This window comes from Halomicrococcus gelatinilyticus (assembly GCA_024227995.1).
Classification (GTDB): domain Archaea; phylum Halobacteriota; class Halobacteria; order Halobacteriales; family Haladaptataceae; genus Halomicrococcus; species Halomicrococcus gelatinilyticus.
Window position 1 is genome coordinate 2,529,646 of record CP100465.1, and the last position, 24,449, is coordinate 2,554,094.

Genomic DNA, 24,449 nt, shown 5'->3' on the forward strand with positions numbered 1-24,449 from the left:
CGCGGCGGCCGGGCCTTTTTCAGCGCGTGAAAGAGAGCGTCAGGTCTATATTTCACGCCGGAACAGTATCGGACGTGACTGCAGTCGTTCCCCTCGCCCTCCCGGCCGCCCCCGCGGAGGTCCTCGACGTCCTTCCGGACGTGCTCGCCTGGGTCGTCGTCGCGGCGTTCCTCGCCACGGCCGTCCTGGAGCGGTACGACCGCCGGCGCGCGCGGAGCGTCGGCGCGGTATCGTGGGTGCTGTTCGGCGCGTTCTGGGCCGTCCTCTTCCCGAAGTTCGCCTTCGGCATGAAGAGCTTCGTCGAAGGGGCGCTCAGCCTGCTCGCCGTGCCGCTGTCCGTCTACGCCGGCTACCTGCTGTACTCCGGCCGGGACTCGCTGTTCCTCCTCTCGCGGGCCGTCGGCGCGATGGGGCTCATCTACCTCCCATTCACGACGATCGACCCGGCCCGGCAGTTCCTCGTCGAGGCGGTCAGCTACCAGACCCACCTCGTCATCGAGGCGCTCGGCTACGACCCCGAGTTCACCGTCGCCGACGAGAACGGCTACAAGAGCGCGTTCATCTTCACGAACGAGGCGGGCCACTCCTTCTACACCTACCTCGTGCTCGCCTGCACCGGCATCGGCAGCATGAGCATCTTCGGCGGCCTCATCGCGGCCGTCGACGCGCCGCTCCGGCGGAAGCTGCGGGCGTTCGGCGTGGCCGTCGCCGTCATCTGGGTGCTCAACGTCGTCCGGAACGTGTTCATCGCCGTCGCCTTCGGCCACCAGTGGTTCCAGTTCTACGTCGACCCCATCATGTCCGTCGTGGGCTACACCCAGCCCGGGATGGTCTCGTTCTTCATCGCCGACCGCGTGCTGAGCCAGGTGCTCGCCGTCGTCGCGCTCGTAGGCATCCTCTGGCTGGTCGTCCGCGACGTGCCGGAGGTGCTGACCGTCGTCGAGGACGTCGCCTACATCGTCACCGGCAACGAGTACGACCTCCGCCGGACGGTGAGAGCCGATGGCGGCCGCTGACGACGCGTTCGCCGACGCCGCCTTCCGCGACCGCGCGGTCTATCTCCCCGACGCCGACGCGCTCGTCCTCTCGGACCTCCACGTCGGCCGAGACGCCGTCGCGAACGTCGAACTCCCGCTCGGCGAGCGCGCCGACCTGACCGGACGCCTCGGCGCGCTCCTCGACGCCTTCTCGCCCGGCGAGGTCGTGTTCGCCGGCGACGTCCTGCAGGCGTTCGACCACGTGCCGGACGGCGTCGAGGAGACGCTGGCCGCGCTCCACCGGCAGGTGACCGACGCCGGCGCCGACCTGGTCGTCGTCCGGGGGAACCACGACTCGCAACTCGGGACGCTCGTCGACCACCGCGACGAGCACCGCCTCGCCGACGACACGCTCGTCTGTCACGGCCACGAGCGACCCGCCGGGACCGCCCCGCGCTACGTCGTCGGCCACGACCACCCGGCCATCGAGATCGAGGGGAAGAGACGCCCCTGCTACCTCTGGGGCCGGGACGCCTACGGCGGCGGCGACGTTCTCGTCCTGCCGGCGTTCACCCGCTTCGCTCGCGGCGTGGTGGTGAACCGCATGTCGGGGCGCGACTTCGCCACCCCGCTCGTCACCCGCTCGGACGACCTCCGGCCGGTGGTCCGCGACGAGGACGGAGACGAGACGTTCCGGTTCCCGCCGCTTGGCGAGTTCCGCGAGCTACTGTAGGGCCGACCGCTCCTCCGGGTCGGGTTCGTACGCCTCGCCGACGTGGAACGCCATCGCGCCGGGGAGACAGTCCACCTGGAGGCGAGCCCGCCGGACCATCTCTCCGTCGAGGCTGAACTGGACCGGGTCGCCGTCGTGGGTGACCGACAGCGACGGCACGCGCAGGCGCGTCAGGTAATCGACGTCGCGACGCAGGAGGCGGTCGGCCGCGCCCCGGGTCAGGTAGTCGATCGAGGGAACCCGCTCGATGACGACCACGTCCAGCAGTCCGTCCTCGACGTTCGACTGGGCCAGGCCGCCGCCGGGGAGGGTCCGTCCGTTGGCGATGACCAGCATCACTGCTTCGCCGGTCCAGACGGGGTCGTCCTCCTCGGGTCCGGCCCGGATGTCGAGGCGGAGCGCGTCGAACGTCCTGACGTGCTGGAGCGTGCTCAGCACGTAGGCCAGCGACCCGATGCGGCGTTTCATCGTCGACGACGTCTGCGCGCTCGCCTCCGCGAGCAGGCCGCCGAGACAGGAGTTGACGAACGGACGCCCGTCGGCCCTGCCCAGGTCGAGCCGTCGGACCTCGCCGTCGTCGAGCACGTCGAAGGCGTGTTCGACGCCCTGGATGCCGACGTTCCCCGCGAAGTCGTTGCCGGTGCCGGTGGGGACGACGCCCAGGCGGACGTCGTCGAGGGCGTCGCGCTCCGCGACGCCGCGGACCACCTCGTTCAGCGTCCCGTCGCCACCGCAGGCGGCGACGAGGTCCGCGCCCTCCGTTGCCGCCGCTGCAGCGAGTGCCACCGTCTCGCCGGGTTCGTCGCTGTCGCGGACGTCGTACCCCCGTTCGACCGCCAGTTCGCGAGCCCGTTCGCTCGTCTGCCCGTCACCGCTGGTGGGATTCCGGACGAGGATCCGTGTGCTCCGAGTCACCGACGCCTCGTAGGCGAGCCAGCGGCAAAGCGGTGCTGGTCACAGGTCCTCGTACGCCGCACGGGCCGCCTTGCGTCCGCTCTCCATCGCCGCGTTGAGCGACGACGCTTCCGTGTAGTCGCCGGCGAGGTAGACGCCCCGGTCGTGGGGGTCGCGCGTGTCCGGCAGTTCGTCGAAGACGCCCGGCGGCTGTGCGAACTGTGCGAACGGGACCCAGGCGGTGTGTCGCAGTTCCAGGTCGGGGAAGGTGCGCTCGGGGTACCAGTCGGCGAGCGTCCGGCGGACGTCCCCGGCGAGGTCGGCGTCCGAGCGGTCGGGAACGCCGAGGAAGGTCGCGCTGAGCAGTTCGCGGTCGTCGGGCGCGTACTCCGGCGCGACGGTCGAGAGCGGTACCACCTCGTTCGGCGCGTCGTCGGCCGCGTTCAGCAGGATGCGCTTGCCCGCGGAGAGGGGTTCGCCCAGCGAGAAGTACTGGGTGACACAGCCCCGGGCCTCCGTCGGTATCGACCGTACGCCCGTCAGCTCGCGGGCCGACTTCGGGTCGGTGGCGACGACGACCGCATCCGCCGTCACCGTCTCCTCGCCGAGCGACAGCGTCGGCTCCGCGTCGTCGGACGCCGACCCGGCGTCGCCGGTCGTCGCAGCCGGCTCCGCGCCGCCGTCGACCGCCGTCACAGTCGCGTCGGTGTGGATTTCCGCGCCTGCCTCGCGCGCACTGGCGGCGAGTTGCTCTGAGATCGCCCCCATCCCCTCCGCGGGGACGGCGATTCGCCCCTCGGTCAGCATCTTGAACGTGAACTCGAACACCTTCTTCGACGTCCCGAGGTCGCGGTCGAGCGTGATGCCGCCGTAGAACGGCCCGGCGAAGTTGTCGAGGAACTTCCGCGAGAAGCCGCGGTCGCGGAGGTACGCGGCGATGGAGCGGTCGCCGCCGGCGAAGATGTCGCGCGCCGGCTTGCGGGCGAGTTCGCGCCGCAGGCGTAGCGTCCGCACCTTGTCCCCCAGCGTCACGTCGCGGTTGGCCGCCGACTCCAGCAGCGCGGCAGGGTCCCGAAGCGGGTCGGCGAGCACCGCGCGGTGGTTCGGCCGGGCGACGATCGCGCCGGGCGAGAGGTACCGCAGGTCGAGGGCGTCGTAGTCGAGTTCGCGCCTGGCCGCCGGGTAGGCGGTGAACAGCACCTGGAACCCGCGGTCGAAGACGAAGCCCTCCTCGCGGGTCGAGCGCACCCGGCCGCCGACCTCGGACTCGCGCTCGAACACCTGCACGTCGACGCCCAGGTCGGCCAGTCGGCGGGCGGCGACGAGGCCGGCGAGTCCGCCCCCGACGACGGCGACGCCGGTCATCGGCGGGCCTCCGGCGAACCGTCGCCGTCCGGTTCCGCGCGGTGCCGGAGGTCGGCGAGGTCGCCCCGGAACTGGGCGCTGTCCGGCAGGTCGTCGAGCGGGAACCAGTCGGCCGCCTCGATGCGGTCCTCGTTCCCCCGCGCTCGGCCGCCGGTCCGGCGCGCGACGAAGCCAGCCTGGAGGACGGGCGCGGTCACGGACGCGCCGTAGTCGAACGGCAGGGTCTCGGTGAACAGCAGGTCGGTCACGGTGGCGTCGACGCCCGCTTCCTCGCGCGCCTCGCGCTCGGCCGTCTCCGCGGGCGACTCGCCGGCCTCGCCCTTCCCGCCCGGTGGCTCCCACTCGTGGTCGTGGCCCGCGTCGCGGACGAGCAGCACGTCGTCGTCCTCGACGACGAAGGCGACCGCGACCCAGGGGAAGATGCCGTCGGGGCCGTCGGGGAACTCGTGGTCTGTGACGACCAGCGGGTCGCGCCGCCGGTGGCGGACCTCGCCCCAGCGGTCGACGAGGTCCGCCCGCACCGCGTCCGCGCGGTCGACGAGCGTCGACCTGACTTCCTGTGGGTCCATGTCGAGTAGTTGGGAGGCCTTGCCCATGAAAGGAGGGTAGGCGGGCGTCCCGTCCGTGGCGAGCGCGACTCCCCGGTCAGGGTCGCTCGTCGGCGACCGCCAGCACGGACTCCGAGAGCACGTCGACGGCGATGGGGAGCGTCTCCTCGTCGACGTCGAACGTCGCGGTGTGGTGGCCGCCGGGGTGGTCGGTGCCGACGCCGACGTACGCCGCCAGGCCGCCGTTGCGCTGGACCTCGCGCATCAGGAAGGTCGCGTCCTCGCTCCCGCCGAGTTCGTCGCGGCGGATCGGGTTTTCGACGCCCGGCGTCTCGGTGGCGACGCCCTGGACGACGTCGACGAGCGCCTCGTCGCTCTCGGCGCTCGGAGCCTCGCCCACGGCCGTGCGATCGACCTCGCAGCCGTGCGTCGCCGCCGCGCCCTCGACGACCTCGCCGGCGCGCTCTTTCATGTAGTCTTTGAGCTCGGTCGTCTCGCCGCGCACCTCGCCCTCGATGAACGCCTGCTCGGGGATGATGTTGGTCGCCGTGCCGCCGCCGACCTTGCCGGCGTTGACGCGCGTCGCGCCGTCCTCGTGGCGGGGGATGCCGTAGAGTTCGTTCACCGCGGTCGCCATCGCCTGGACCGCGTTGCGGCCGTCGTTGGGCTTGCCGCCCGCGTGGGCGGGTTCGCCGGCGAACTCGGCGCGGAAGTGGCTCACCGCGAGGAACCCGTCGACGCCGGCGACCACCTCGCCCGTGGGGTGGTCGAGGCCGACGTGGGTGGCGAACAGGTAGTCGACGTCGTCGAGGTGGCCGCTCTTCGCCATCGGCTTCCCGCCAGCGATCATCTCCTCCCCGGGCTGGAAGAACACCTTCAGCGTCCCCCGGAAGTCGCTCGCCTTCACGGCTTCGAGGACGCCCAGGCCGATGGTCGCGTGGGCGTCGTGGCCGCAGGCGTGCATCGCGCCCGTCTCCGAGCGGAACCCCTCGGCCGCGGGGACGTGGTCGTCGTCGGTCGACTCCTCGCGCTGGAGGCCGTCGATGTCCACGCGCAGGGCGACCGTCGGGCCCTCACCGCGCTCGACGACGGCTACCGCGCCGGTGTAGCCGCCCTCCAGTCGCTCGAGGACGTCCTCGCGGGCACCCGCCTCCCGCGCGCGGTCGAACCAGCGTGCGAGTTCCTCGTCGTCGGGAACCGCCATGCGCTCGCCCTCGGCGAGTGCCTCGGGGCCGACGTACAGTTCGTCGACGCCGATGGCTTCGAGTTCGTCCACGATGCGGGCGGTGGTCCAGAACTCGCGCCACGCCGGTTCCGGGTGGCGGTGGAGTTCGCGTCGGAGTTCGACGAGTCGGTCGCGGTCGGGCCTGTTTCCCATGGCAGGAGCCGACGGAGGGGACCGTCTTAAGTGCTGGAGAACCGGCTAGCTCGACGGTGACCGCTCCCGTCGACCGGATTCTGGCGAGGTGGAGCCACGCGTGACGGCTTCGAGCCGGATATGTCTGTAATCGCTGCCGGATATGTCTGTAACCTCTGGTAAAGTGTAGTATATTTGTTAGTCAGTATCCATCACGAAGGAAGGTGATTTATACCTTGTCTGTCCATCACTGACCATGCCAGAGGTGAACGATGAGTTCGTCAGGAAGTGACGATACCGAACCGGGCGACGAAGTAGCGGATGAACTCGCGGAGGCGCAGCAGGCCCGCAGCGAGGACCGCATCGAGTTCTACGGGGGCAAGTGGATGAGCACGCTCCCGATACTGTTCTTCATCGTCTGGGCCATCGTCCAGAGCGCGCTGCTGCGGATCAGCGACACGACCGGCCTCGCCATCGGAATGTTGCTGGCGCTCATCGTCGGGATGTTCTTCGCGAAGGGCGACTGGAAGACGTACGCCAACACCATCTTCGAGGGGATGACCCAGCGCGTGGCGGCGACGGCCATCGTCGCGTGGCTGTGGGCCGGCATGTTCGCGCAGGTGCTGCAGGACGGCGGGTTCGTCAGCGGCCTCGTCTGGGCCGCCGACGCCCTGAGCGTCGGGGCGGCGCTGTTCCCGGCCGCGACGTTCATCCTCGCCGCGCTGCTGGCGACCGGCATCGGCACCGGATACGGCACGACCGTCGCGTTCGCCGGCCTGTTCTTCCCGGCGGGCGTCCTCGTCGGCGCGAGTCCCGTGCTGATGTTCGGTGCCATCCTCTCGGGGGCAGTCTTCGGCGACAACCTCGCGCCGGTGAGCGACACGACCATCGTGAGTGCGGTGACCCAGGATTCGGACATCGGCGGCGTCGTCTCCTCGCGGTTCAAGTACGCCATCACCGCGGCCATCCCCGCGTTCGCCGTCTACGTTATCGCGGGCGGGATGATGGGCGGCGACCCCATCCAGGCCGAAAGCGTCCTGGAGGGCGACGCGCTCGGACTGGTCCACCTCGTCTCGATGGGCATCGTCATCGTGACGGCGGTGCAGGGCCGCCACATCATCGAGGCCATCTCGTGGGGGCTGGTCGCGGCCGTCGCGTTCAACCTAGTCTTCGGCCTGGCGTCCGCGAGCACGATGCTGGTGTTCTACGCGCCCCAGGACGCGCCGCTCGGCGAGGCCCTCTCCGGCCTCCCCATCGTCGAGGTCACGTCCGACCCCGAACTGGTCGGGAGCGTCAGCGGGAGCTTCTACAGCGGCGCGCTGGGCTTCTTCCCGCTCATCGTGCTGACGCTGCTCATCGTCTCGGGCGCACGCATCATGATCCGCGGCGGCGGCTTCGAGGCGCTCCAGGAGTTCCTCCTGAACAGCGTCGCCACGTCCGTCCGGCGCGCCGAGACGACGATGGTGCTCGGGACGGCGATGGTCAACGCGATGATCACGATCAACACGGCGGCGGAGATCGCCATCGCACCGTACATCGCCCGCATCGGCCAGCGGTTCAACGTCAACGGCTACCGGCGCGCGAACATCCTCGACGCCAACACCTCCGCCATGGGGTACATCTTCCCGTGGGGTGGCGGCGTCCTCGTCGGGTTCGCACAGATCTCCCAGATGCCACAGGACTTCGAGTGGTTCACCCAGTCGATGATCGTCGACCCCATCCAGGTGTGGCCGTTCGTCTTCCACGGCTGGTTCCTGTTCGGCGTGTTCGTCATCTCGGCGCTGACCGGGTTCGGTCTGGAGTACACCTCCGACCGTAGCTCTGGGGAGGTGGCGCGCGTATGATCGACCACTTCTTCGAAGGGTTCGGCTTCCGGACGAACCGCCCCGAGTTCGATGTGGGCGACGAGATCGAGGTGTACGTCACCGGCGTGAACGGCACGACCCCGGTCGCCCGTATCGGCGACACCGTACTTCGCATTCCCGACGCACCGAGCGACGCAGTCGACAAGCGAGTGCGTCTGCGCGTCGAGGAGTTCGACGACAACGACCACGAAGGGGAGGCGGCGTTCCTCGACGTGGTCGGTGCCGGAACGTTCTGAGGTCGGGCGTCTGCGCGTCCAGGTGCGACCGGACGTCTCGACACGACCCGATGCCCTCCGATGGGGTCACGTTTCGCGTGAGGGTGGGCGACGGGAAAGGAAGGTAACCGGCGATTTCTCCACACAGCGTCGTTAATGGCCTGGTTTCCAGGTCACCGCTGGGTAACCTGGTAACTTATTGAATAGGTTACACTTATGCCCGGTCCGCTCCTCCCTGTAGCTGTATCCCATGGGTGGGGATCCACCTTGGGGGGTATAAACATGGACGAGAAACTGACACACGCAGTATCAGACGAGACGACCGACGACTCCCGCCGCGACTTCCTTCGGAAGGCGGCGCTCGCGTCGGGTGCCGTGGCGCTCGGCGTCGGGAGTGTCGGGACGGCCGCCGCCCAGGACGACGAGACCGTGCTCGTGTTCGCGGACGACTACAGTCCGCGGTCGAGCTTCCGTGTCATCTCCCAGTTGCCGGCCAGCATCACGGTGCGGATGCTCCGGCGACCGGGCGGGAACACGGTGCCGGAGATCAGCCAGCCCGACGACTACATCGGGTACGCCATCCGGTACGGCACCGGCGGCCAGGTCGTGACAGGCGGCGCGTTCATCTTCACGCGAAGGGTACTCCAGGAGCGCACGAACTACCGGTTCACCGACGAAGCGAACGTGTTCGCCAGCGACCTCAGCCTGCTCAGCACCCGGATCGTCCGGACGAACGACTGACCGCCGCTTTTTCACGGCGCGAGTACCGCACGAAGAAGAGACGTTACGCCAGACCCATTCCCTCGATCTGCTCGAGTTCGACCTCGACGCGGATGCCCGGCGGGAACTCCAGGTCGGCGACGCGTCGTGCGACCTCGTTGTGACCGACGATTTCCAGTTTGCGCGTGTAGACGGTGTACTCCCAGCTCTTGAACTGGCGGCTCTCGTCGCCCGAGACGGTCTTGTACTGGGGGACTCGCTTGCGGTCCGGCGGCTCCGAGTGTGGTCCCTTGAGTTCGGCTCCCTTTCGCTCGGCGATCGACCGGATGTCGGAGACGACGCCGTCGAGCGCGGGACGGTCGCCGCTCTGAAGCAGTATCTTCGTGACGAAGGTCATGGCTGGCTCTGGTGATGGTATTCCGTCCTGGTACGTAAAATTCCTGTTTCGCCGGAGCGCCGTGTGCGATTCTTCCGCGGTTCTGCCGTTTCATCCTACCATCTCTCGCAGGGGTAAAATTCTGCGGCCGGAACGCGCCGAATAGAACCTATACGCCTCCGACACCCCTTTAATGGCCGACCGCATACCTGAACGCAATGGCAGTTCAAGCTACGAGCGCGGGTGCGATCCTCTACAGGGATACCCGCGGTCGCAAGGAATATCTCCTCCTCAAGAGCCGCCCGGGCGACTGGGAGTTCCCGAAAGGCGGCGTGGAGGGGAGCGAAGAGCTACAGCAGACCGCTATCAGAGAGGTGAAAGAGGAGGCGGGGATCGACGACTTCCGCCTCCTCGACGGCTTCCGCGACGACTACAGCTACGTCTTCGAGGCGAACGGCAAGACCATCCACAAGACGGTCCACCTGTTCATCGCGAAGTCGTTCGAGGCGAACGCGGAACTGTCCCACGAGCACCGCGACCTCCAGTGGCGCGACTACGAGCAGGCCATCAACACGATAACCCAGGACGGCCCCCGCGACATCCTCAAGGACGCCCACGAGTTCCTGGAGGAACGCGAGGAGGAGTGACCGACCGCCGACGTCGCCCGGTCGCTGCTGACGCGGGGTCCGGCTGACTGCGGTGCTCACGGTCTCGTCAGCCACAGCGCCGACCGGCCGTCAGCTGGCGACCACCGTGTCGACGTGCCCCCTCGTCCAGTTGTCCGTCGAAACGCTCCTGTCCGGGTTCACGACGCCGGAGGCGGACCCGTCGCTGTCGGCTCTGCGAACTGCCTCGGCAAAAAAGTCCCGTGGACGTCAGCGTCGGTTCGCGAGCATCGCGGCAGCCGCGAGCGCGACCAGCGCGACGCCGAGCCCGAAGCCGGGCATGCCGTCGTCGTTCGTCGTCGTGTCGGTCGTGGTCGACGTCGAGGACGTCATCGGGGTGGTCGTCGAGGACGTGGTCGACGTCGAGGACGTCGATTCGCCCCTGACGTTCAGACCGCCCACGTCGTACTCGTTCCACGCCGACCCGTTGTGAGCGTAGAGGGTGACGCCGTACATGCCGGGCGCGAGTGCCTCGTCGAGGGATGTCTCGTTCTGCACGGTCAGGTTGTCGGCGTCGGCGGCCGTGGCGACGGCCGCGCCGTCACTGCCTCCGGCCTTCGACGTGTCGAACTGGAACGAGACGGTGCCGTCACCGTTGCCGTCCGTGGCGGTCGCGTTCAGCATGTAACTCTTCGAGTCGCCACCGATGCGGAGGGCCACCTCGTCGGTCGTCTGGAGGCTGACGTTGATGGTCGCCGTCTCACCGCGGTCCACGTTCACGATGGAGTCCTGGAGGGAGGCGCCGGTCTCTGCGTCCTGTGCCAGTGCGGGGGACTGTACGTCGTTCGTCGAGTCGACGGCTGCGACGCTACCGGACACCGCGAGTGCGGTGCCGACGAGCAGCGTCACGAGCAGCGCCGACGTGCGGGAGAGTCGTCCGTTCATTGGTATCAGAGTATCAGGCGGTAGAACCGCTCTCGCTCGCCGGACGGCGAGCTGGCCGAGATTTCATCACTGTTCTGTAAATATTTTCTGTTGACAGACCGCCGTTCGAATAGTTTACACACCCCGAGCGAGAGCTACCACCATGGACCCCGAGTTCGTCTTCGAGCTACGGACGTGCCGGTGGGCCGAGCGGTCCTGGCCCCCGGAGGGGACGCAGGACGTCGTGGTGGCCCGGCAACTCGGGACGAAGCGCCGTCGCTGGGACACCGTCGTCGTCGAGGTGGACGCGGACGCGCTCGCGCGACGCGGCCGGTTCGGTCGGCGACGGCTCGACTCCGACCTGCTCCACGTCGTGCGGAACGCACCCGCCGAGTGGGCGTGGTACCGGGACGCGCTGCCGGACCCCGGCTACCCGTGGCGGTACGTCCGCGAGACGATCCACCGCGCGGACGACCGCGGCGTCCTCGACGTGCGAAAGCAGGGCAACCGCCTCCAGATCCGCCGCCGCTACCGCTATCCCGACTGGGTCGAACGGATCGTCGCCATCGAGAACAAGCCCGACCTGGACGCGAGCGCCGCCCGGGCCCTGCGGGGCCAACTCGAACGCGACGTGGCGCTGTCGCTCGCCGACGAGGTGTGGGTCGCGACGCGCTCGACCGGCGACCGGATCGAGCCCGCGCTGCTGGAGGAGATGCCGGTGGAGGCCGGCATCCTCACGATCGACGGCGGCGACGCCGAGGTGGCGTGGTACCCCCGGTCGCTCGACGTGGACGCGCCTGGGACGGACATTCTGGAACGCCCCGACGGCGGCAAGTACGACCAGTCGGCGGCGCGCTTCGAGTACGTCCCCGGCGAGGAGAAACGGGCGAAGCGGCTCGAAATCGCCGAGCGCGCCTACGAGCGCGGCTGGCGGTCGTACACGAAGACGATGCGCCCCGACTGCCGGCACTTCCAGCTCCGCCACGAGGACGCGACGATGCTACCCTACTGCGGGGCGAAGGGACGCTGCCAGACCGCCGCGGAGTGCTCGCAGTCCTGTTCGCGATTCGAGCCCGAACCGCCGGCGTGGCGCCAGTACGGGTGGCCCATCGACGGCGGGCCGGGGAAGGGCATCCAGCGGCTGCTGGAGCAGCGGCGCGAGCGCGAACGGCCGTCCTAGACGGTTACTCCGAGGTCTCGACGTCGATCTCCTCGCGCGGTGCGGCGAGTCTGAACGTCGGGACGGTGCGGTAGACGACCTCGACGACCCCCTTCCGCTTGAGTCCCTGGAGCGCCGAGCGCACGTCGTCGGCGCTCGGGTCGACGCCGAACTCCTCGCGGAGGTCGTGCAGCACGGAGACGACGCTCTGGGAACGCTCGTCCGGGCCGGCGACGACCGCGAACACCTGCTGCTGGAGCTCCGGCACCCGGATGACGCTCGGCACGTCCTCGCCCTCGTCGGCCTCCATGCCGGGTTCGACGTCGACGAGGTCGTTCGCCTCCGTCGTCGCCCGGATGTAACTGTCCTCGTCGCGGTAGTAGTAGTCCTTCAGTTCGTTCTCGAGGTACTGGTGCACCTCGCTGCCGCTCTCTAGCTCCCACCGCTCCTGGAGTTCGCTGTTCTTCGTCGGTTGCAGTTCGACCAGGTCGGCGAGTCGCTCGCGCGCCTCCTCGGACAGCGTCATCGTTCGGCCCTTTGGTGTCGGGTTATTTGCCTGTTCCGAAGGCGTCCATGGTCGCCGGAGGTAGCGCTTCCGTCGGGAGAGTGGGTCGCAATCCGTCGAATCCGCCAACTCGCGCCGTCGAACTCCTCCAGGTGGTGCGTTGCCACGCCACATCCTTCCGGGAGCACCGAGCCGAAAAACACTTTAGTCCCATAATTATATCTAATTACGACTCATGCCGCAAGACTTCCCCGACTACCTCGACGTCGACTACGAAGCAGGCGAAGGCGAGGACCCTGCCGACTACCCCGCACTCGAGGACAAGATCGAGAAGGCTATCGAGGTCACCCGCGAGGGACTCGAACAGTACGAGAACCCCGTCGTCATGTGGACCGGCGGCAAGGACTCGACGCTCACGCTCTACTTCATCAAGGAGGTCGCCGAGCGGTTCGACCTCGACGTTCCCCCGGCGGTGTTCATCGACCACTTCCAGCACTTCGACGCCATCCACGACTTCGTCGACCGCTGGGCAGACGAGTGGGGTCTGGAGGTCATCTACGCGCGCAACGAGGACGTCGGCGCGTACGCCGACGAGCACGACCTCGAACCGGGCGACGACATCCCCGTCGACGCGCTCGACGAGCAGAACCAGCACCACATCCGGAACCTGCTGGAGTACGAGGACGACGAGTTCCCGTTCCTGCTGGACACCTACGTCGGCAACCACCTGCTGAAGACGGTCGCCCTGAACAACGCGCTGGAGGAGTACGACGTCGACGGCGTCATCTCCGGCGTCCGCTGGGACGAACAGGAGGCCCGCGCCGACGAGACGTTCTTCAGCCCGCGCCACGACCCCGACATCTACCCGCCCCACGACCGCATCCAGCCGATTCTCCAGTTCGACGAGGCCGCGGTCTGGGACGCCTTCTGGAACTTCGTCGTCCCCGACACGGTCGCCGGCTACCCGGACGAGGGCTACGTGCCGGAGTCCGACGACGACCTGCCGAACGACCTCACCCAGGACGACATCCCCGTCTCCCCGAAGTACTTCGCCGGCTTCCGCTCGCTCGGTAGCGAGGTCTCGACCGAGAAGAGCGCCCAGGAACCGGCGTGGCTGCAGGACATCGAGAACACGACCGAGCGCGCGGGCCGCGCCCAGGACAAGGAGGACCTGATGGAGCGCCTGCGCGACCTCGGCTACATGTAACCGTCGGCTGCTTCGCTCACTGATTCTTTCGTCGCAGTCCGTCGCTTCGCCAGGCGCACCGCCGCCCGATGCCGTTCACACCGCGGTACCTGTCGCTGCGATGTCTGTTCGTCGTGGACGTGCGTGAAGCCTCGTTGGCACCGGCGAACGGGGTAGCCGAACGTGGTGGCCGACGACGCACCTAAAATAATCACGAACAAGACCTTTATTCCTCGTCGTTGTAGCCGGTTGTCATGATGGACGACGATGCCGCTAGCGTGATTGACGACACAGTTGCACGGGTCGACTCATCGGACGGCGCACCGTCGCGTACCTCCAGCTCCCTCCGCCCGACGCTTACCGTCGAGAACGCGACCAGTTGCCCCGGTCTGTCGCCTCGTGGACCTCCCGTCGCGGACCGACCGAACCGCGTCGAAACGTCGGGACAGGACTTCGCCTCCGGTCCGTCGTCTTCGGGTCGTTTCGCCGGGGACCTGCCGTCACGGCGGCGCTCCGACGAAGGCAGGCCCGAACGCTGCTTTCCTGGAATATTTGGCACGGAGGTGATGATAAACTTAATGCGAGCGTACAGTGACGTCTCCCATATCGCAGAGACCTCAACTACGGCACAGCCATGACACTGACTGATCCGGAGCGTGACCGCCCGTCGGACCTCGACGAGAGTCAGATTCACAACGTCCTCCGCAACGAGCGTCGGCGTCGGACCATCGAAGCGCTCCGGGAGAACGACGGGACGTTTACGGTGGACGAACTCGCCGAACACATCGCAACGCTGGAGAGCGACGAGTCGCCCGCCCCGCGGAAGGTGCGCAAGAGCGTCTACGTCTCCCTCCACCAGACCCATCTACCGAAACTGGACGACCTCGGCATCGTCGAGTACGACCAGCAGTCGAAGGAGCTACGGCTCACCGAACGCGCACAGGAGGTGGAGGTGTACATGGAGGTGGTCCCCGAGAACGACGTGTCGTGGCCGGTCTACTACCTCGGACTCGGCCTGCTGGAACTGCTGGCGCTGGCCGCCAGTTCGCTCGACCTGTTCGCGGTCGAGGCCGTGTCGTTCCGCCTGTTCGCGTGGGGTTTCCTCGTGCTGTTCATCTGCTCGGCGGCCTACCACACCTACGTCGGTCGCGACGACAAATTGTGGCCCTAGCCGATGTACCGGAGGTCGTCGTCGGCGCCGAGACCGCCGGCCTGCTGGGTCTCCATCTCCTCGATCTTGTTGACGACGTCCTCCATCTCGTCGGCGCGCTCCTCCAGCGACTCGAAGTCGACCTCGAACCCGACGACGTCCTGGAGCACCTCCAGCACCGCCTGCGCGCTCTTGGGGTCGACGAGGTAGCCGCTCGTCTCCCCCATCAGGCAGGTCGCCTCGACCCCGCGGCGGTCGCCGAGACCGAGCAGGAGGCCGCTCGTGCCGACGATGCCGCCTGCCGGTTCGTCCTCGCGGAACTCGACGCCGACGTCCTCCAGTTCCGAGACGAACTCCCCGGTCGTCGCAGCGCCGAGGACGGCGTACTCGTCGATGAGTTCGCCCGTCGGGACGCCGCCGAGCGCGAACACGCGCTCGACGCCGAAGTCCGCGGCGACGTCGAGGAAGGCGTTCGTCAGCCGGTAGTGGCCGACGTTGTCCTGGGCCTGGTGGTCGCCGGTCAGCACGAGCACGTCCTGCTCGCCCAGCGTCAGCGCGTAGAACTCGGCACAGACGAGTTCGGCCGTGCCGTCCTCCTCGATGCCCACCTGCGGCGGCAGGTGTTCGGAGTACACCCGACGGACGAGCTCGTTCTCCCGCTCCTCGAGGAGATGCTCGACGACCAGTTTGCCGACGTGGCCCACGCCCGGCAGACCCTCGATGAGCACCGGATCCTGCAGCTCCGGGTCCGCGACGATATCGATGTCAACTTGGTCCATGGGGTTACTCGTGGGTGCCCCGCTTAAGAGCGCGTCGGTACTCTCCGTACGGATCGGCGGGGTCGAACGGAGCGGGGGCGCTGTTGACGGCGTCCGCTCCGCAGTCGGGACAGGTGTCAGAAAGGGTGTACACCGGGCGGTCATGTTCCGTCTCCCACGCGGAACACACCCGGATGTCGGATTTCATTCCTCTTCGGTGCGTCGGTCGCGGTGGTACTCGGCGGTGCCACCCTGCTCGGCGATGACCGACTCGGCGCGGGCCGCGCTCGCCTCGAGCTGCGACTCGGCGGTCTTGTAGTTCGGCGCTTTCACCCGGATGCGGTACTCGGGCGCGCCGACGTACGTCACGTCGAGTTCGACCTCGTCGGGAACGTCGCCGTTCCCCTCGGCCGCCTTGAGGGCGTCCTTGATGGCGTCGACGCCGTCCGTCGCGGGGTTCTCGAGGTCGACGTACCCCGTCACGGTGACGTACGGGACGGAGACGTTCTCGCGGGCGGTCTCGACGAGCGAGTCGACCTCGTCGTCGTCGAGGTCGGTCGGCGAGAGCGCTTCGGGGCCGTGGATGGCCGCCTGCTCGAAGCCGTCGTAGATGCTGCCGAACTCCGAGAGGAGTTCGTTGGCGACGCGCGAGTACTGCTCGTCGCTCATCTCCTCGCCGAACGCGAGGGTCATCCACTTGTCGGCCTTCTGCTCGTTCTTCCAGTCCTGAATCTTGTCGCTGCGCTGGTGTTCGTTGACGTCCTTCAGCGAGAGGTCGATCTGCTGGGACGACTTGTCGACGTCGAGCACCTTGCAGACGACCGTCTGACCCTCGCTGACGTGGTCGCGGACGTTCTTGATCCAGCCGCTGGCGACCTCGCTGACGTGGATGAGCCCGCGCTTGTCCTCGTACTCCTCGAGGTCGACGAAGACGCCGAAGTCCTCGATCTCGTCGACCTTGCCGACGACGAGTTCACCGGTGTCGGGCCAGCCACTGTACTTCATCGGGATTCCACGGTCTCCAGGATGTCGCCGTCGATGTCGGCCTTGCCGCCGGTCGGCGAGACGAGGCGGTGGCCGCAGACGACGCAGTTGACCTCCTCGGCGGCCTTGCCGAAGACGGTCTGTTCGTTCTCACAGTCCGGGCACTGGACCTTGTAGAAGCTTCCTGCCATGATTTACTCCTGGAACTCCAGGCGGCCGGCGCGCCATCCCTCGCGCATGTGGGCGCCCCCACATTCGCTGCAGCGGTACTTCAGGTGGGTCTTCTTCGTGGGCTTGTTCCCACTCGGAACCTTCGAGAAGCCACCGGCGTTCCCGATGACGCTCGTGCCGCGCTTCTGCTGGCGGGCGTTCCACTTCATGCCCGTCTGGCGGCCACTCCGGACCTTCTCGACCTCGTGTTCGTGGTGTTCGTGACAGTGCGGACAGTACGTGTTGAAGCGGCGTGGCATCTGCATAGAGTATCGACCTTACGGTGAGATTGCGCGTCGGGGCTTAAAACCCGTTTGGTTTCGCACGTCGGGCGACCCCCGGCTGACGGCCGGACGGGAGTCGCCTGGGTCGTTCCCGCTCCCTCTGCCTACGCCGGTGCGTCGACGTGCGCCGTCTCGACCTCCGGGCAACCTGCTCCTCGAGCGACGGCCTCGTGTCACCCGCCCGCGTGGGACCCTTCGAAGCGCTTAATTGACCGCCTTCCGAACCGGCGGGTATGAAGCGGCTCATCATCCACGGTGACCCCGGAATCCGCAAGAACGCGGTCATCGACTACGACGGCGGCGAGCGCGTCTGCTTCTCGATCAGCCGCCAGGGCGACTGGCACGGCCCGGACGAACCGCAGCTCTGGTGCGTCATCGGCACCGAGGACGAGCGCGAGGACTTCGAGCGCCGGAACTACGTCCCCCACTGGCTCGATACCGAGTCCATCGACGCCGAGGACGTCGAGGTCGTGCGCCGCGCCGACGAACTCGCCGTCTCGTAATTCGCCGCCACATTTTCTCGCCGCTCGATTTTCACCGGTCAGAACGCTGAGCGCTGCTGACGACGAACGTTTGCGCCGAGAAACCAATCCGGAAGCGCGGGCTACTGCGGGATGTACCAGCTGTAGATGTGGTTGAGCATCAGGTACGTGACGACGCCGAGCGTGAGCGAGAGGATCCACGACCCGGCGGCGATGCGGCCGACCCGCCTGTGGGCGGTGTCCCGGAGTTCGCTCGGGGAGTGGGTGAGCCCCAGCACGAGCGCGTACAGGACCACCGGCACCGCGACGACCGAGAGCAGGATGTGGACCGCGAGCATCAGGAGGTAGGCGTAGTAGACGACGCCGTCGACCGTGATGTGCTTCTCGCCGCCGCTCCCGCCGACCTTGACGAGGTACAGCGCCAGGAAGACGAGGATGAGCGCGAACGAGGTGAGCATCGCCGCGCGGTGCTTGCCAACCTCGCCCTTGCGGATCCAGTACCAGCCGAGGACGAGCGAGACGGTCGCGACGCTGTTGACGACCGCGATGGCGTCGGAGAGCAGGTTCACCGTCTCGATGCCGATGGAGGGGTAGATGGGCAGGACGCCAGCGAACGTCCCCAGCACGAGGACGTACCCGACCACCGACAGGAGCGCGGTGACCTTCAGCGGGTTCTCGCGAGCGCGCTGTCGTGCGTTCGCTGTGGCCATGTCGCCCGCTTGGGACCGACGGCCCAAGTGCGTTCGCTTTCTCGATTCCGGGCGCTTATTGGCACGGGGGCACTGGATTCGGCCATGGACGCGGCGCTGGGGCCACCGGAGAAGATGGCCGAGCAGAGCGACGAACTGACACCGATGATGTCCCAGTACTTCGAACTCTGCGAGCGATACGACGACTCGCTCGTGCTCTTTCAGGTGGGCGACTTCTACGAGACGTTCTGCGAAGCGGCCGAAATCTCCGCACGCCTGCTCGAGATAACGCTCACGCAGCGCGAGGACAGCACTGGCGAGTACCCGATGGCGGGCATCCCCATCGACAACGCCGAGTCGTACATCGAGACGCTGCTCGACGCGGGCTACCGCGTCGCCGTCGCGGACCAGGTCCAGGACCCCGAGGAGACCACCGGCGTCGTCGACCGGGCGGTCACCCGCGTCGTCACGCCCGGGACGCTCACCGAGGACGAACTGCTCGACACCGACGACAACAACTTCGTCGCCAGCCTCGCCCGCGGTGACGGCTACGGCATCGCCGTGCTCGACGTCTCGACGGGCGACTTCTACGCCACCACGGTCGAGACCGGGGACGCGGCGGCCGACGAACTGAGCCGGTTCGGTCCCGCCGAAGCCATCGTCGGCCCCGACGCCCCGACTGACCCCTTCGCCCCCGACTGCACGGTGTCGGCGTACGACGAGACGGCGTTCGAGCGCGACGCCGCGAGCGACCTCGTCGCCGACTACTTCGGCCCGCCGGAGCGACTGCTCGCGACCGACGCCGAGGTACAGGCCTGCGGCGCGCTCCTCGCATACGCCGAGTACGCCCGCGGCGGCGCGACCGACGACGAGGACGCCCGCCTCGACTACCTCAACCACCTCACCCGCTACGACCCCCGGTCGTACGTGCTGCTCGACGCTGTCGCCCTCCAGAGCCTCGAACTGTTCGAACCGCGCGCGGTCCACGGCCACGAGGACGCCACCCTCGTCGGCGTCCTCGACGAGACGGCGTGCGCGCTCGGCAGTCGGACGCTCAAGGACTGGCTCCGGCGGCCGCTGCTCGACCGCGACCGCATCGAGGCCCGCCTCGACGCCGTCGAGGAGTGGACGGAACTCGTCCGCGCCCGCGAGACGGTCCACGACCTGCTCCGGGACGTCTACGACGTCGAACGGCTCATCTCGCGCGTCGCCCGCGGCCGGGCGAACGCGCGGGACCTCCGGTCGCTGAAGGCGACGCTGGACGTCGTCCCCGACGTCGCCGACGCGATGGCCGACGTCGAGTCGGCCAAACTCCGGTCGCTGCGCGCCGACCTCGACGAGATGGCCGACGTCCGCGACCTGATCGGCCGCGCGATCCAGACGGAACCCCCGATCGAGGTGACCGAGGGCGGCGTCATCCGCGAGGGGTACGACGACGAGCTCGACGCCCTCCGCGAGACCGAGCGCTCGGGCAAGCAGTGGATCGACGCCCTCGAACAGCGGGAGCGCGAGCGCACCGGCATCGACTCGCTGAAGGTCGGCTACAACCAGGTCCACGGCTACTACATCGAGGTCACCGACCCCAACCTCGACCGCGTGCCCGACGACTACACCCGCCGGCAGACGCTGAAGAACTCCGAGCGATACGTCACGCCCGAACTCAAAGAGCGCGAGGACGAGATCGTCCGCGCCGAGCAGCGCGCCGACGACCTGGAGTACGACCTGTTCCGGGAGGTCCGGGAGGCGGTCGCCGCCGAGTCCGAGCGCGTGCAGGCGCTCGCGGACGCGCTCGCCGAACTCGACGTCCTCGTCGCGCTCGCCGAGGTGGCCGCGAAGCACGGCTATTCGCGCCCGGAGGTCGGTGGCGACGGCATCCACGTCCGCAACGGCCGCCACCCCGTCGTCGAGCGCACCGAGTCGTCGTTCGTGCCGAACGACACCCACCTCGACGACGACGCGCTCGCGGTCATCACCGGGCCGAACATGAGCGGGAAGTCGACGTACATGCGCCAGACGGCGCTCATCGTGCTGCTGGCGCAGGTTGGCAGCTTCGTCCCCGCCGACGAGGCGGAGGTGAGCCTGGTCGACCGCGTGTTCACCCGCGTCGGCGCGAGCGACGACATCGCCGGCGGCCGCTCGACGTTCATGGTCGAGATGACGGAACTCGCCGACATCCTCCGCAGTGCTACCGAGGATTCCCTCATCCTGCTCGACGAGGTCGGCCGCGGCACCAGCACCGCCGACGGGTTCGCCATCGCGCGCGCCGTCACCGAGCACGTCCACGACGAGATCGGCGCGAAGACACTCTTCGCGACCCACCACCACGACCTCACGGAGGTCGCGGCCGACCTGCCGAACGCCGTCAACCTCCACTTCTCGGCCGACCAGCGGGACGGCGACGTCGTCTTCGATCACAACGTCGCGCCCGGCGCGACCACCGCGTCCTACGGCGTCCAGGTCGCCCGCGAGGCCGGTGTCCCGGAGCGCGTCGTCGAGCGCTCGACCGCGCTGCTCGACGCGGTCGAGGACGACGACGCTGATGCGGGTGGCGAGGAGGACGTTGAGGTGCCGACCAGACGCGACTCGCCCGCTGACGACGGATCGTCATGGGAGACTTCCGACGCTCTCGACGCCGACATCGCCGCCCGCCTCCGCGAGGTGGACGTGGCGACGATGACGCCGCTGGAGGCGATGAACGAACTCGCCGAACTGAAACGCGAGGTCGAGTAGTCTACGGCTCCAGCGAGACGAACTCCAGGCCGTTCTCCGCGAGCAGGCGGCGAGCGCGCTCGGTCACGGAGGGCGCGACGAGGATGCCGCGGACCGCCGCCGCCGCGTGCAGTTCGCGTTCGAGCGCGTCGACGTACCGCGAGAGCTGTCCGACGGCGTCCGGGCCGACGCGCCGCCGCTTCAGTTCGACGACGGTCGTCGTCCCGTCGGCGTCCGTCCCGTAGATGTCGACCGCTCCGGCCGGCGTCTCCCGCTCCGTCGCGAGCGGGCGGAACCCGGGTTCCACGAGCGCGGGGTCGTCGAGGATGCGCTGCCGGAGGTCCTCTTCGGTGCCCGACAGCGACAGGTCGTTCGCGTCGGTCACGTCGAACGCCGACGCCTGCGCGACGCGCTCGAACGCCACCACGAGCGCCTCGTCGGGCGTCGTGCGTTCACTGCGGACCAGTAGCTCGTCGTCCCGCATCGCGGTGGTGAGCGTCGCGCCCGGCGGCTGCCAGTTGACCGGCTGGTGGCCCTCCTCGGTGTGGACGAGTGCGGTTCCGTCGGGCTTGAGCACGACGAGTCGGTCGCCCGGACCCAGGTGGCTGCTCGCCCGGCCGTCGTACTCGACGGTGCAGCGGCCGAACACGGTCACGAGGTCGCCGCGCTCGACGGCGGCGGCGACGTGGTCCTGCGTCTCCGCGAGCGTGGGCGACAGGAGCGTGGCGGGGGCGTCCGAACCCTCGATGGACGTCACTGCCGGCGGTAGGTGGCCCGGCGTAATAAGCCGCCCGTCAGCAGACTGGGCGACGCTGTCGTCGGACTGCTCGTCCCAGCGGGCGTCGTCCGTTCACCCGACGGGTATCACCTCCCGACGGTCGCCGGTCCACTCGGTCACGCGGGCGGCGAGGCACACGACTGCCTCGCGTTCGGAGAGCGCTCCGCGCGCGACCACGTCGTGGACGACGGCGCGGGTCGCACGGAACCACCGGCGGACCCGGCGCGCGTCCGCCGGCGAGTCGACGGCGACGAGCGCGCCGGCGTCGACGTCGCTGTCGAGCGTCGGGCCGAACCACAGCGGCAGGTACGCCGTCACGACCCACGCCAGCGTGACGACGTACAGCGCCTCGAACTCGCGGACGTCGACGTGGTCGGGCAGGTCGTCGAACGCCACGGCGCGCGCCCTCGGCGTGGGGTCGACGCGGGGCGTCCACCCGTTCCGCTGCCGGTCGGCGAACGGCGTCGCGGGGGTTATCTCCCGCTGGAGCGCGAGCCCCGCCGCGCCCCAGTGCGCGTAGTGGACGTCGTAGCGGCCATCGGGTCGCTCGTAGGCGACGAGTGCTCGGTGTCCCACGGCGGCGACGCATGGTCCCGCGATGGTACAAAAAGGTCCGGACGGTCACTCCGGTCTGCGGTGAGCGTGACCGGGGTAGTCCCGCTCGAAGCGCTCCTCGATCTCGCGCTCGCCGAACTCGATGACGACCGGCCGCCCGTGCGGGCAGGCGTATGGGTTCTCGCAGTCGTCGAGCGCCGCGAGCAGGTCCACGACGTCGCCCTCCCGGAGCGAGGTGTTGCCGGTGACCGAGGGATAGCAGGCCAGGTCAGAAAGCAGGGCGTCGGCGGTCGCCGACACGGTGGACTCCCCGCGCTCGTCGGGGTCCGTCGAGACGAACTCGCTCAACACGTCGCGGAGCAGTTCGGGGTCGAGCGTCTCGCCGAGGACCGCCGGCACCGTCGTCACCTCGACGAGTCGGCCACCGGTCGCGTCGTGCGAACCGTCGCCGTCCGTCGCGTCCTCCTCGGGTACGAGGCCCGCGTGGAACCCAAGCTGCGCCAGCGCGTCGCGGTACTCGTCGAACAGCGCGGCCTCGCGAGCGGTGAGTTCGAGTTCGACCGGGTCGGCGAGCACCTGCGTCGTCGTCTCGCCGGCGAACTGCTCGCAGAGGCGCTCGTAGTTCACCCGCTCGTCGGCGGCGTGCTGGTCGACGAGCACGAGGCCGTCCGGCGTCTCCGCGACGACGTACGTGTCGTGGAGCTGTCCGAGCACCCGCATCGGTGGCAGTCGGTCGAACTCGGTCGTCGCCCCGCCGGGCGCGTCGCCGAGCGTCGCCGTCTCCGTCGCCGGCTGGAACTTCCGCGAGGGGTCTCCGGCGGTGCGGGCGTCGGTTGAGGTGGCCGCCATCGCCGGTCTCTCGTCGGCCGCCGCTTCCGCGGTGGCCGGCTCCGATTCGCCGTCGGTCGATGCCGCCGTTCCGTCGGCGGTCGATCCGTTCGGCCTCGCGTCCGTCGCGTGACCGTCGGTGGACCGACCAGTCCCGGATCCGGCCGACGGCGGTCCGTCGAGCGTCCGGTCGTCGGAGGCGGCGGCGTCCGACGTGGTCGGCGTCGGATCTCGCCCCGCCTGCGTCGACTCGTTCGCAGACGGCCCGTCCGACCCGGTCGCGGACGACACCTCGTCCATGCCCGGACGGGTGCTCGCGGTCGTCGAGTCCTCTGGCGCGTCGGCGGCGTCACCGGTCGACTCGACGGGAGCGTCGGTCGCAGCGTCGCCGTCTGCACCGAGTTTGGACTGTTCGTGGGTCGGTGCGTCGGCATTTGTGTCGCGCTCGGGGGCGACGTCGGCCTCGTCGGGCGCCGACCGTCCGCGCGGCGCGGACGAGCGGACGAGGCCGTGGTCGAGCAGGGCCGCTTCGACGGCGTCGTGCACGGCGTCGCGGACGGCGCCCTCCTCCTCGAACCTGACCTCCATCTTCCTGGGGTGAGCGTTGACGTCCACCTGGTCGCCCGGGAGGTCGACGAACAGCACCGCGAAGGGGTAGCGGTCGGGTGCGAGCTGGTTGCCGTACGCTTCGAGGACGGCCTCGCGGACTGCCGCGGAACGAACGTAGCGGCCGTTGACGTAGGTGGAGACGTACTCTCGGCTGCTGCGGGTCGTCTCGGGGTGGCTGACGTGGCCGGAGACGGTGACGGTTCCGTCGTCCGTGCCGCCCTCCACGGGAATCATCGCCTCGGCGACCTCGCGGCCGTAGACCGACAGGACGGTCGACTGGCGGTCGCCGCGGCCGGTCGTCGCGAACACCTCCCGGCCGTCGTGGGACAGCGAGACGGCGACGTCGGGGTTCGCCAGCGCGTAGCGCGTCACGACCCGGTTGACCCGCGAGAACTCCGTCGATTCGGTCTTCAGGTACTTCTGGCGGGCGGGCGTGTTGAAGAAGAGGTCCTCGACCTCGACCGTCGTCCCCTCGGGACAGCCGGTCGGCCCGACCGCCTCCAGGTCGCCGCCGACCAGCCGGAGCTCCGTCCCGCGGTCGCCGCCGCGAGGTTTGGTCCGGATGGTCGTCCGGGACACCGCGCCGATGGTGTACAGCGCCTCGCCGCGGAACCCCAGCGTCGCCACGCCGGACTCCAGGTCGTCCACGTCGCGTATCTTGCTCGTCGTGTGCTCTCTGACCGCGGCGCGGGCGTCGGCCTCGGTCATCCCGACGCCGTCGTCGCGGACGACGATGCGCTCCGTACCGCCGGCCTCGACTGCGACGTCGACCCGGGAGGCGTCGGCGTCCAGGCTGTTCTCTATCAGTTCCTTCACGACGCTGGCGGGACGTTCGACGACCTCGCCCGCCGCTATCTGCTGGACGGTCCGCTCGTCCAGCTCGCGGATGTCGGTCTCCGCCCGCTGTGCGTCCGCCGGGTCGTGGTCCCCCTCGCTCATCCCTCGAAACGTGTCCCCGTGCCGTCTTCAAGCTTGGCACACCGA

27 protein-coding genes are annotated in these 24,449 nt (G+C 68.8%); 11 read left to right on the plus strand and 16 right to left on the minus strand.

Annotation, left to right across the window (positions count from 1 at the left end; translation table 11 throughout):
* Window positions 1–74 precede the first annotated feature (74 nt).
* Together artA and NKT36_RS13435 are read left to right on the plus strand one after the other, a co-directional pair.
* Window positions 75–1,016: an archaeosortase A gene (gene artA, locus NKT36_RS13430; RefSeq protein ID WP_327051562.1), complete on the plus strand. Its 942-nt coding sequence runs from the start codon at window positions 75–77 to the stop codon at window positions 1,014–1,016.
* Window positions 1,003–1,710, plus strand: coding sequence for a metallophosphoesterase (locus NKT36_RS13435; protein WP_327051563.1), 708 nt, complete (start codon window positions 1,003–1,005; stop codon window positions 1,708–1,710). The genes artA and NKT36_RS13435 overlap by 14 nt, the downstream gene beginning before the upstream one ends.
* Here NKT36_RS13435 and NKT36_RS13440 read toward each other — a convergent pair.
* From NKT36_RS13440 to NKT36_RS13455, 4 genes are all read right to left on the minus strand, one after another.
* The gene (locus NKT36_RS13440; RefSeq protein WP_327051564.1) at window positions 1,702–2,625 is read right to left on the minus strand and encodes a diacylglycerol/lipid kinase family protein; all 924 of its coding nucleotides are present in this window, start codon (window positions 2,623–2,625) and stop codon (window positions 1,702–1,704) included. The genes NKT36_RS13435 and NKT36_RS13440 overlap by 9 nt on opposite strands.
* 39 nt (window positions 2,626–2,664) lie before the next feature.
* Window positions 2,665–3,969, minus strand: a complete 1,305-nt coding sequence (locus tag NKT36_RS13445) for an NAD(P)/FAD-dependent oxidoreductase (RefSeq protein ID WP_327051565.1) — start codon at window positions 3,967–3,969, stop codon at window positions 2,665–2,667.
* Window positions 3,966–4,538, minus strand: coding sequence for an NUDIX hydrolase (locus tag NKT36_RS13450; RefSeq protein WP_327051566.1), 573 nt, complete (start codon window positions 4,536–4,538; stop codon window positions 3,966–3,968). Before NKT36_RS13450 ends, NKT36_RS13445 begins: the two co-directional genes overlap by 4 nt.
* A gap of 76 nt (window positions 4,539–4,614) precedes the next feature.
* Window positions 4,615–5,895 (minus strand): amidohydrolase, encoded by a 1,281-nt coding sequence (locus NKT36_RS13455; protein WP_327051567.1) that lies wholly within the window; start codon window positions 5,893–5,895, stop codon window positions 4,615–4,617.
* Between the two features lie 251 nt (window positions 5,896–6,146).
* Here NKT36_RS13455 and NKT36_RS13460 point away from each other — a divergent pair, with 251 nt between their 5' ends.
* From NKT36_RS13460 to NKT36_RS13470, 3 genes are all read left to right on the plus strand, one after another.
* Window positions 6,147–7,718 carry a Na+/H+ antiporter NhaC family protein gene (locus NKT36_RS13460; RefSeq protein WP_327051568.1) on the plus strand — a complete coding sequence of 524 codons (1,572 nt, stop codon included), beginning with the start codon at window positions 6,147–6,149 and terminating at the stop codon, window positions 7,716–7,718.
* Entirely contained in the window at window positions 7,715–7,975 is a 261-nt protein-coding gene (locus tag NKT36_RS13465) for a DUF7513 family protein (protein ID WP_327051569.1), read from the plus strand. The genes NKT36_RS13460 and NKT36_RS13465 overlap by 4 nt, the downstream gene beginning before the upstream one ends.
* 261 nt (window positions 7,976–8,236) lie before the next feature.
* On the plus strand, window positions 8,237–8,695 hold the full coding sequence (locus NKT36_RS13470; RefSeq protein ID WP_327051570.1) for a twin-arginine translocation signal domain-containing protein: 459 nt from the start codon (window positions 8,237–8,239) through the stop codon (window positions 8,693–8,695).
* Between the two features lie 43 nt (window positions 8,696–8,738).
* On the opposite strand, the gene NKT36_RS13475 is transcribed toward NKT36_RS13470, so the two are convergent.
* The gene (locus NKT36_RS13475) at window positions 8,739–9,071 is read right to left on the minus strand and encodes an uS10/mL48 family ribosomal protein (RefSeq protein WP_327051571.1); all 333 of its coding nucleotides are present in this window, start codon (window positions 9,069–9,071) and stop codon (window positions 8,739–8,741) included.
* A gap of 197 nt (window positions 9,072–9,268) precedes the next feature.
* Between NKT36_RS13475 and NKT36_RS13480 the strand changes: the two genes are divergently transcribed.
* The gene (locus NKT36_RS13480) at window positions 9,269–9,697 is read left to right on the plus strand and encodes a bis(5'-nucleosyl)-tetraphosphatase (RefSeq protein WP_327051572.1); all 429 of its coding nucleotides are present in this window, start codon (window positions 9,269–9,271) and stop codon (window positions 9,695–9,697) included.
* A gap of 228 nt (window positions 9,698–9,925) precedes the next feature.
* Here the strand turns inward: NKT36_RS13480 and NKT36_RS13485 are convergent, their stop codons facing one another.
* On the minus strand, window positions 9,926–10,600 hold the full coding sequence (locus tag NKT36_RS13485) for a DUF7827 domain-containing protein (RefSeq protein WP_327051573.1): 675 nt from the start codon (window positions 10,598–10,600) through the stop codon (window positions 9,926–9,928).
* Window positions 10,601–10,742: 142 nt separating this feature from the next.
* On the opposite strand from NKT36_RS13485, the gene NKT36_RS13490 reads away from it, so the two are divergent.
* Window positions 10,743–11,759 (plus strand): DUF5787 family protein, encoded by a 1,017-nt coding sequence (locus NKT36_RS13490; RefSeq protein ID WP_327051574.1) that lies wholly within the window; start codon window positions 10,743–10,745, stop codon window positions 11,757–11,759.
* Window positions 11,760–11,763: 4 nt separating this feature from the next.
* Here NKT36_RS13490 and NKT36_RS13495 read toward each other — a convergent pair whose 3' ends face one another.
* On the minus strand, window positions 11,764–12,264 hold the full coding sequence (locus NKT36_RS13495) for a DUF5797 family protein (protein WP_327051575.1): 501 nt from the start codon (window positions 12,262–12,264) through the stop codon (window positions 11,764–11,766).
* A 214-nt stretch (window positions 12,265–12,478) separates the two neighbouring features.
* Here NKT36_RS13495 and NKT36_RS13500 point away from each other — a divergent pair, with 214 nt between their 5' ends.
* Complete coding sequence (locus tag NKT36_RS13500) at window positions 12,479–13,450, plus strand: phosphoadenosine phosphosulfate reductase family protein (protein ID WP_327051576.1); 972 nt, start codon at window positions 12,479–12,481, stop codon at window positions 13,448–13,450.
* A gap of 613 nt (window positions 13,451–14,063) precedes the next feature.
* Entirely contained in the window at window positions 14,064–14,600 is a 537-nt protein-coding gene (locus NKT36_RS13505) for a DUF7344 domain-containing protein (RefSeq protein WP_327051577.1), read from the plus strand.
* On the opposite strand, the gene NKT36_RS13510 is transcribed toward NKT36_RS13505, so the two are convergent.
* Genes NKT36_RS13510 through NKT36_RS13530 form a run of 5 tightly spaced genes read right to left on the minus strand, consistent with a single transcriptional unit; the run spans window position 14,597 to window position 16,797 of the window.
* A complete protein-coding gene (locus NKT36_RS13510; protein WP_327051578.1) occupies window positions 14,597–15,358 on the minus strand; it encodes a proteasome assembly chaperone family protein in 762 nt (253 codons plus the stop codon). The genes NKT36_RS13505 and NKT36_RS13510 overlap by 4 nt on opposite strands.
* Window positions 15,359–15,362: 4 nt before the next feature.
* Window positions 15,363–15,545: an RNA-protein complex protein Nop10 gene (locus NKT36_RS13515; RefSeq protein WP_327051579.1), complete on the minus strand. Its 183-nt coding sequence runs from the start codon at window positions 15,543–15,545 to the stop codon at window positions 15,363–15,365.
* On the minus strand, window positions 15,542–16,342 hold the full coding sequence (locus tag NKT36_RS13520; protein ID WP_327051580.1) for a translation initiation factor IF-2 subunit alpha: 801 nt from the start codon (window positions 16,340–16,342) through the stop codon (window positions 15,542–15,544). The genes NKT36_RS13515 and NKT36_RS13520 overlap by 4 nt, the downstream gene beginning before the upstream one ends.
* Window positions 16,339–16,512, minus strand: a complete 174-nt coding sequence (locus NKT36_RS13525) for a 30S ribosomal protein S27e (RefSeq protein ID WP_327051581.1) — start codon at window positions 16,510–16,512, stop codon at window positions 16,339–16,341. Before NKT36_RS13525 ends, NKT36_RS13520 begins: the two co-directional genes overlap by 4 nt.
* Window positions 16,513–16,515: 3 nt before the next feature.
* Complete coding sequence (locus tag NKT36_RS13530; RefSeq protein WP_327051582.1) at window positions 16,516–16,797, minus strand: 50S ribosomal protein L44e; 282 nt, start codon at window positions 16,795–16,797, stop codon at window positions 16,516–16,518.
* A gap of 251 nt (window positions 16,798–17,048) precedes the next feature.
* Between NKT36_RS13530 and NKT36_RS13535 the strand changes: the two genes are divergently transcribed.
* Window positions 17,049–17,318, plus strand: coding sequence for an HAH_0734 family protein (locus NKT36_RS13535; RefSeq protein WP_327051583.1), 270 nt, complete (start codon window positions 17,049–17,051; stop codon window positions 17,316–17,318).
* 101 nt (window positions 17,319–17,419) lie between these two features.
* On the opposite strand, the gene NKT36_RS13540 is transcribed toward NKT36_RS13535, so the two are convergent.
* Entirely contained in the window at window positions 17,420–18,007 is a 588-nt protein-coding gene (locus tag NKT36_RS13540; protein WP_327051584.1) for a DUF420 domain-containing protein, read from the minus strand.
* Between the two features lie 84 nt (window positions 18,008–18,091).
* Here NKT36_RS13540 and mutS point away from each other — a divergent pair, with 84 nt between their 5' ends.
* The gene (mutS, locus tag NKT36_RS13545; RefSeq protein WP_327051585.1) at window positions 18,092–20,716 is read left to right on the plus strand and encodes a DNA mismatch repair protein MutS; all 2,625 of its coding nucleotides are present in this window, start codon (window positions 18,092–18,094) and stop codon (window positions 20,714–20,716) included.
* Window position 20,717: 1 nt separating this feature from the next.
* Here the strand turns inward: mutS and nucS are convergent, their stop codons facing one another.
* From nucS to mutL, 3 genes are all read right to left on the minus strand, one after another.
* Window positions 20,718–21,452, minus strand: coding sequence for an endonuclease NucS (gene nucS / locus NKT36_RS13550; RefSeq protein ID WP_407652180.1), 735 nt, complete (start codon window positions 21,450–21,452; stop codon window positions 20,718–20,720).
* Window positions 21,453–21,545: 93 nt separating this feature from the next.
* Entirely contained in the window at window positions 21,546–22,049 is a 504-nt protein-coding gene (locus NKT36_RS13555) for a DUF6735 family protein (RefSeq protein ID WP_327051586.1), read from the minus strand.
* A 45-nt stretch (window positions 22,050–22,094) separates the two neighbouring features.
* Window positions 22,095–24,404 (minus strand): DNA mismatch repair endonuclease MutL, encoded by a 2,310-nt coding sequence (gene mutL, locus NKT36_RS13560; RefSeq protein ID WP_327051587.1) that lies wholly within the window; start codon window positions 24,402–24,404, stop codon window positions 22,095–22,097.
* Window positions 24,405–24,449: the final 45 nt, after the last annotated feature.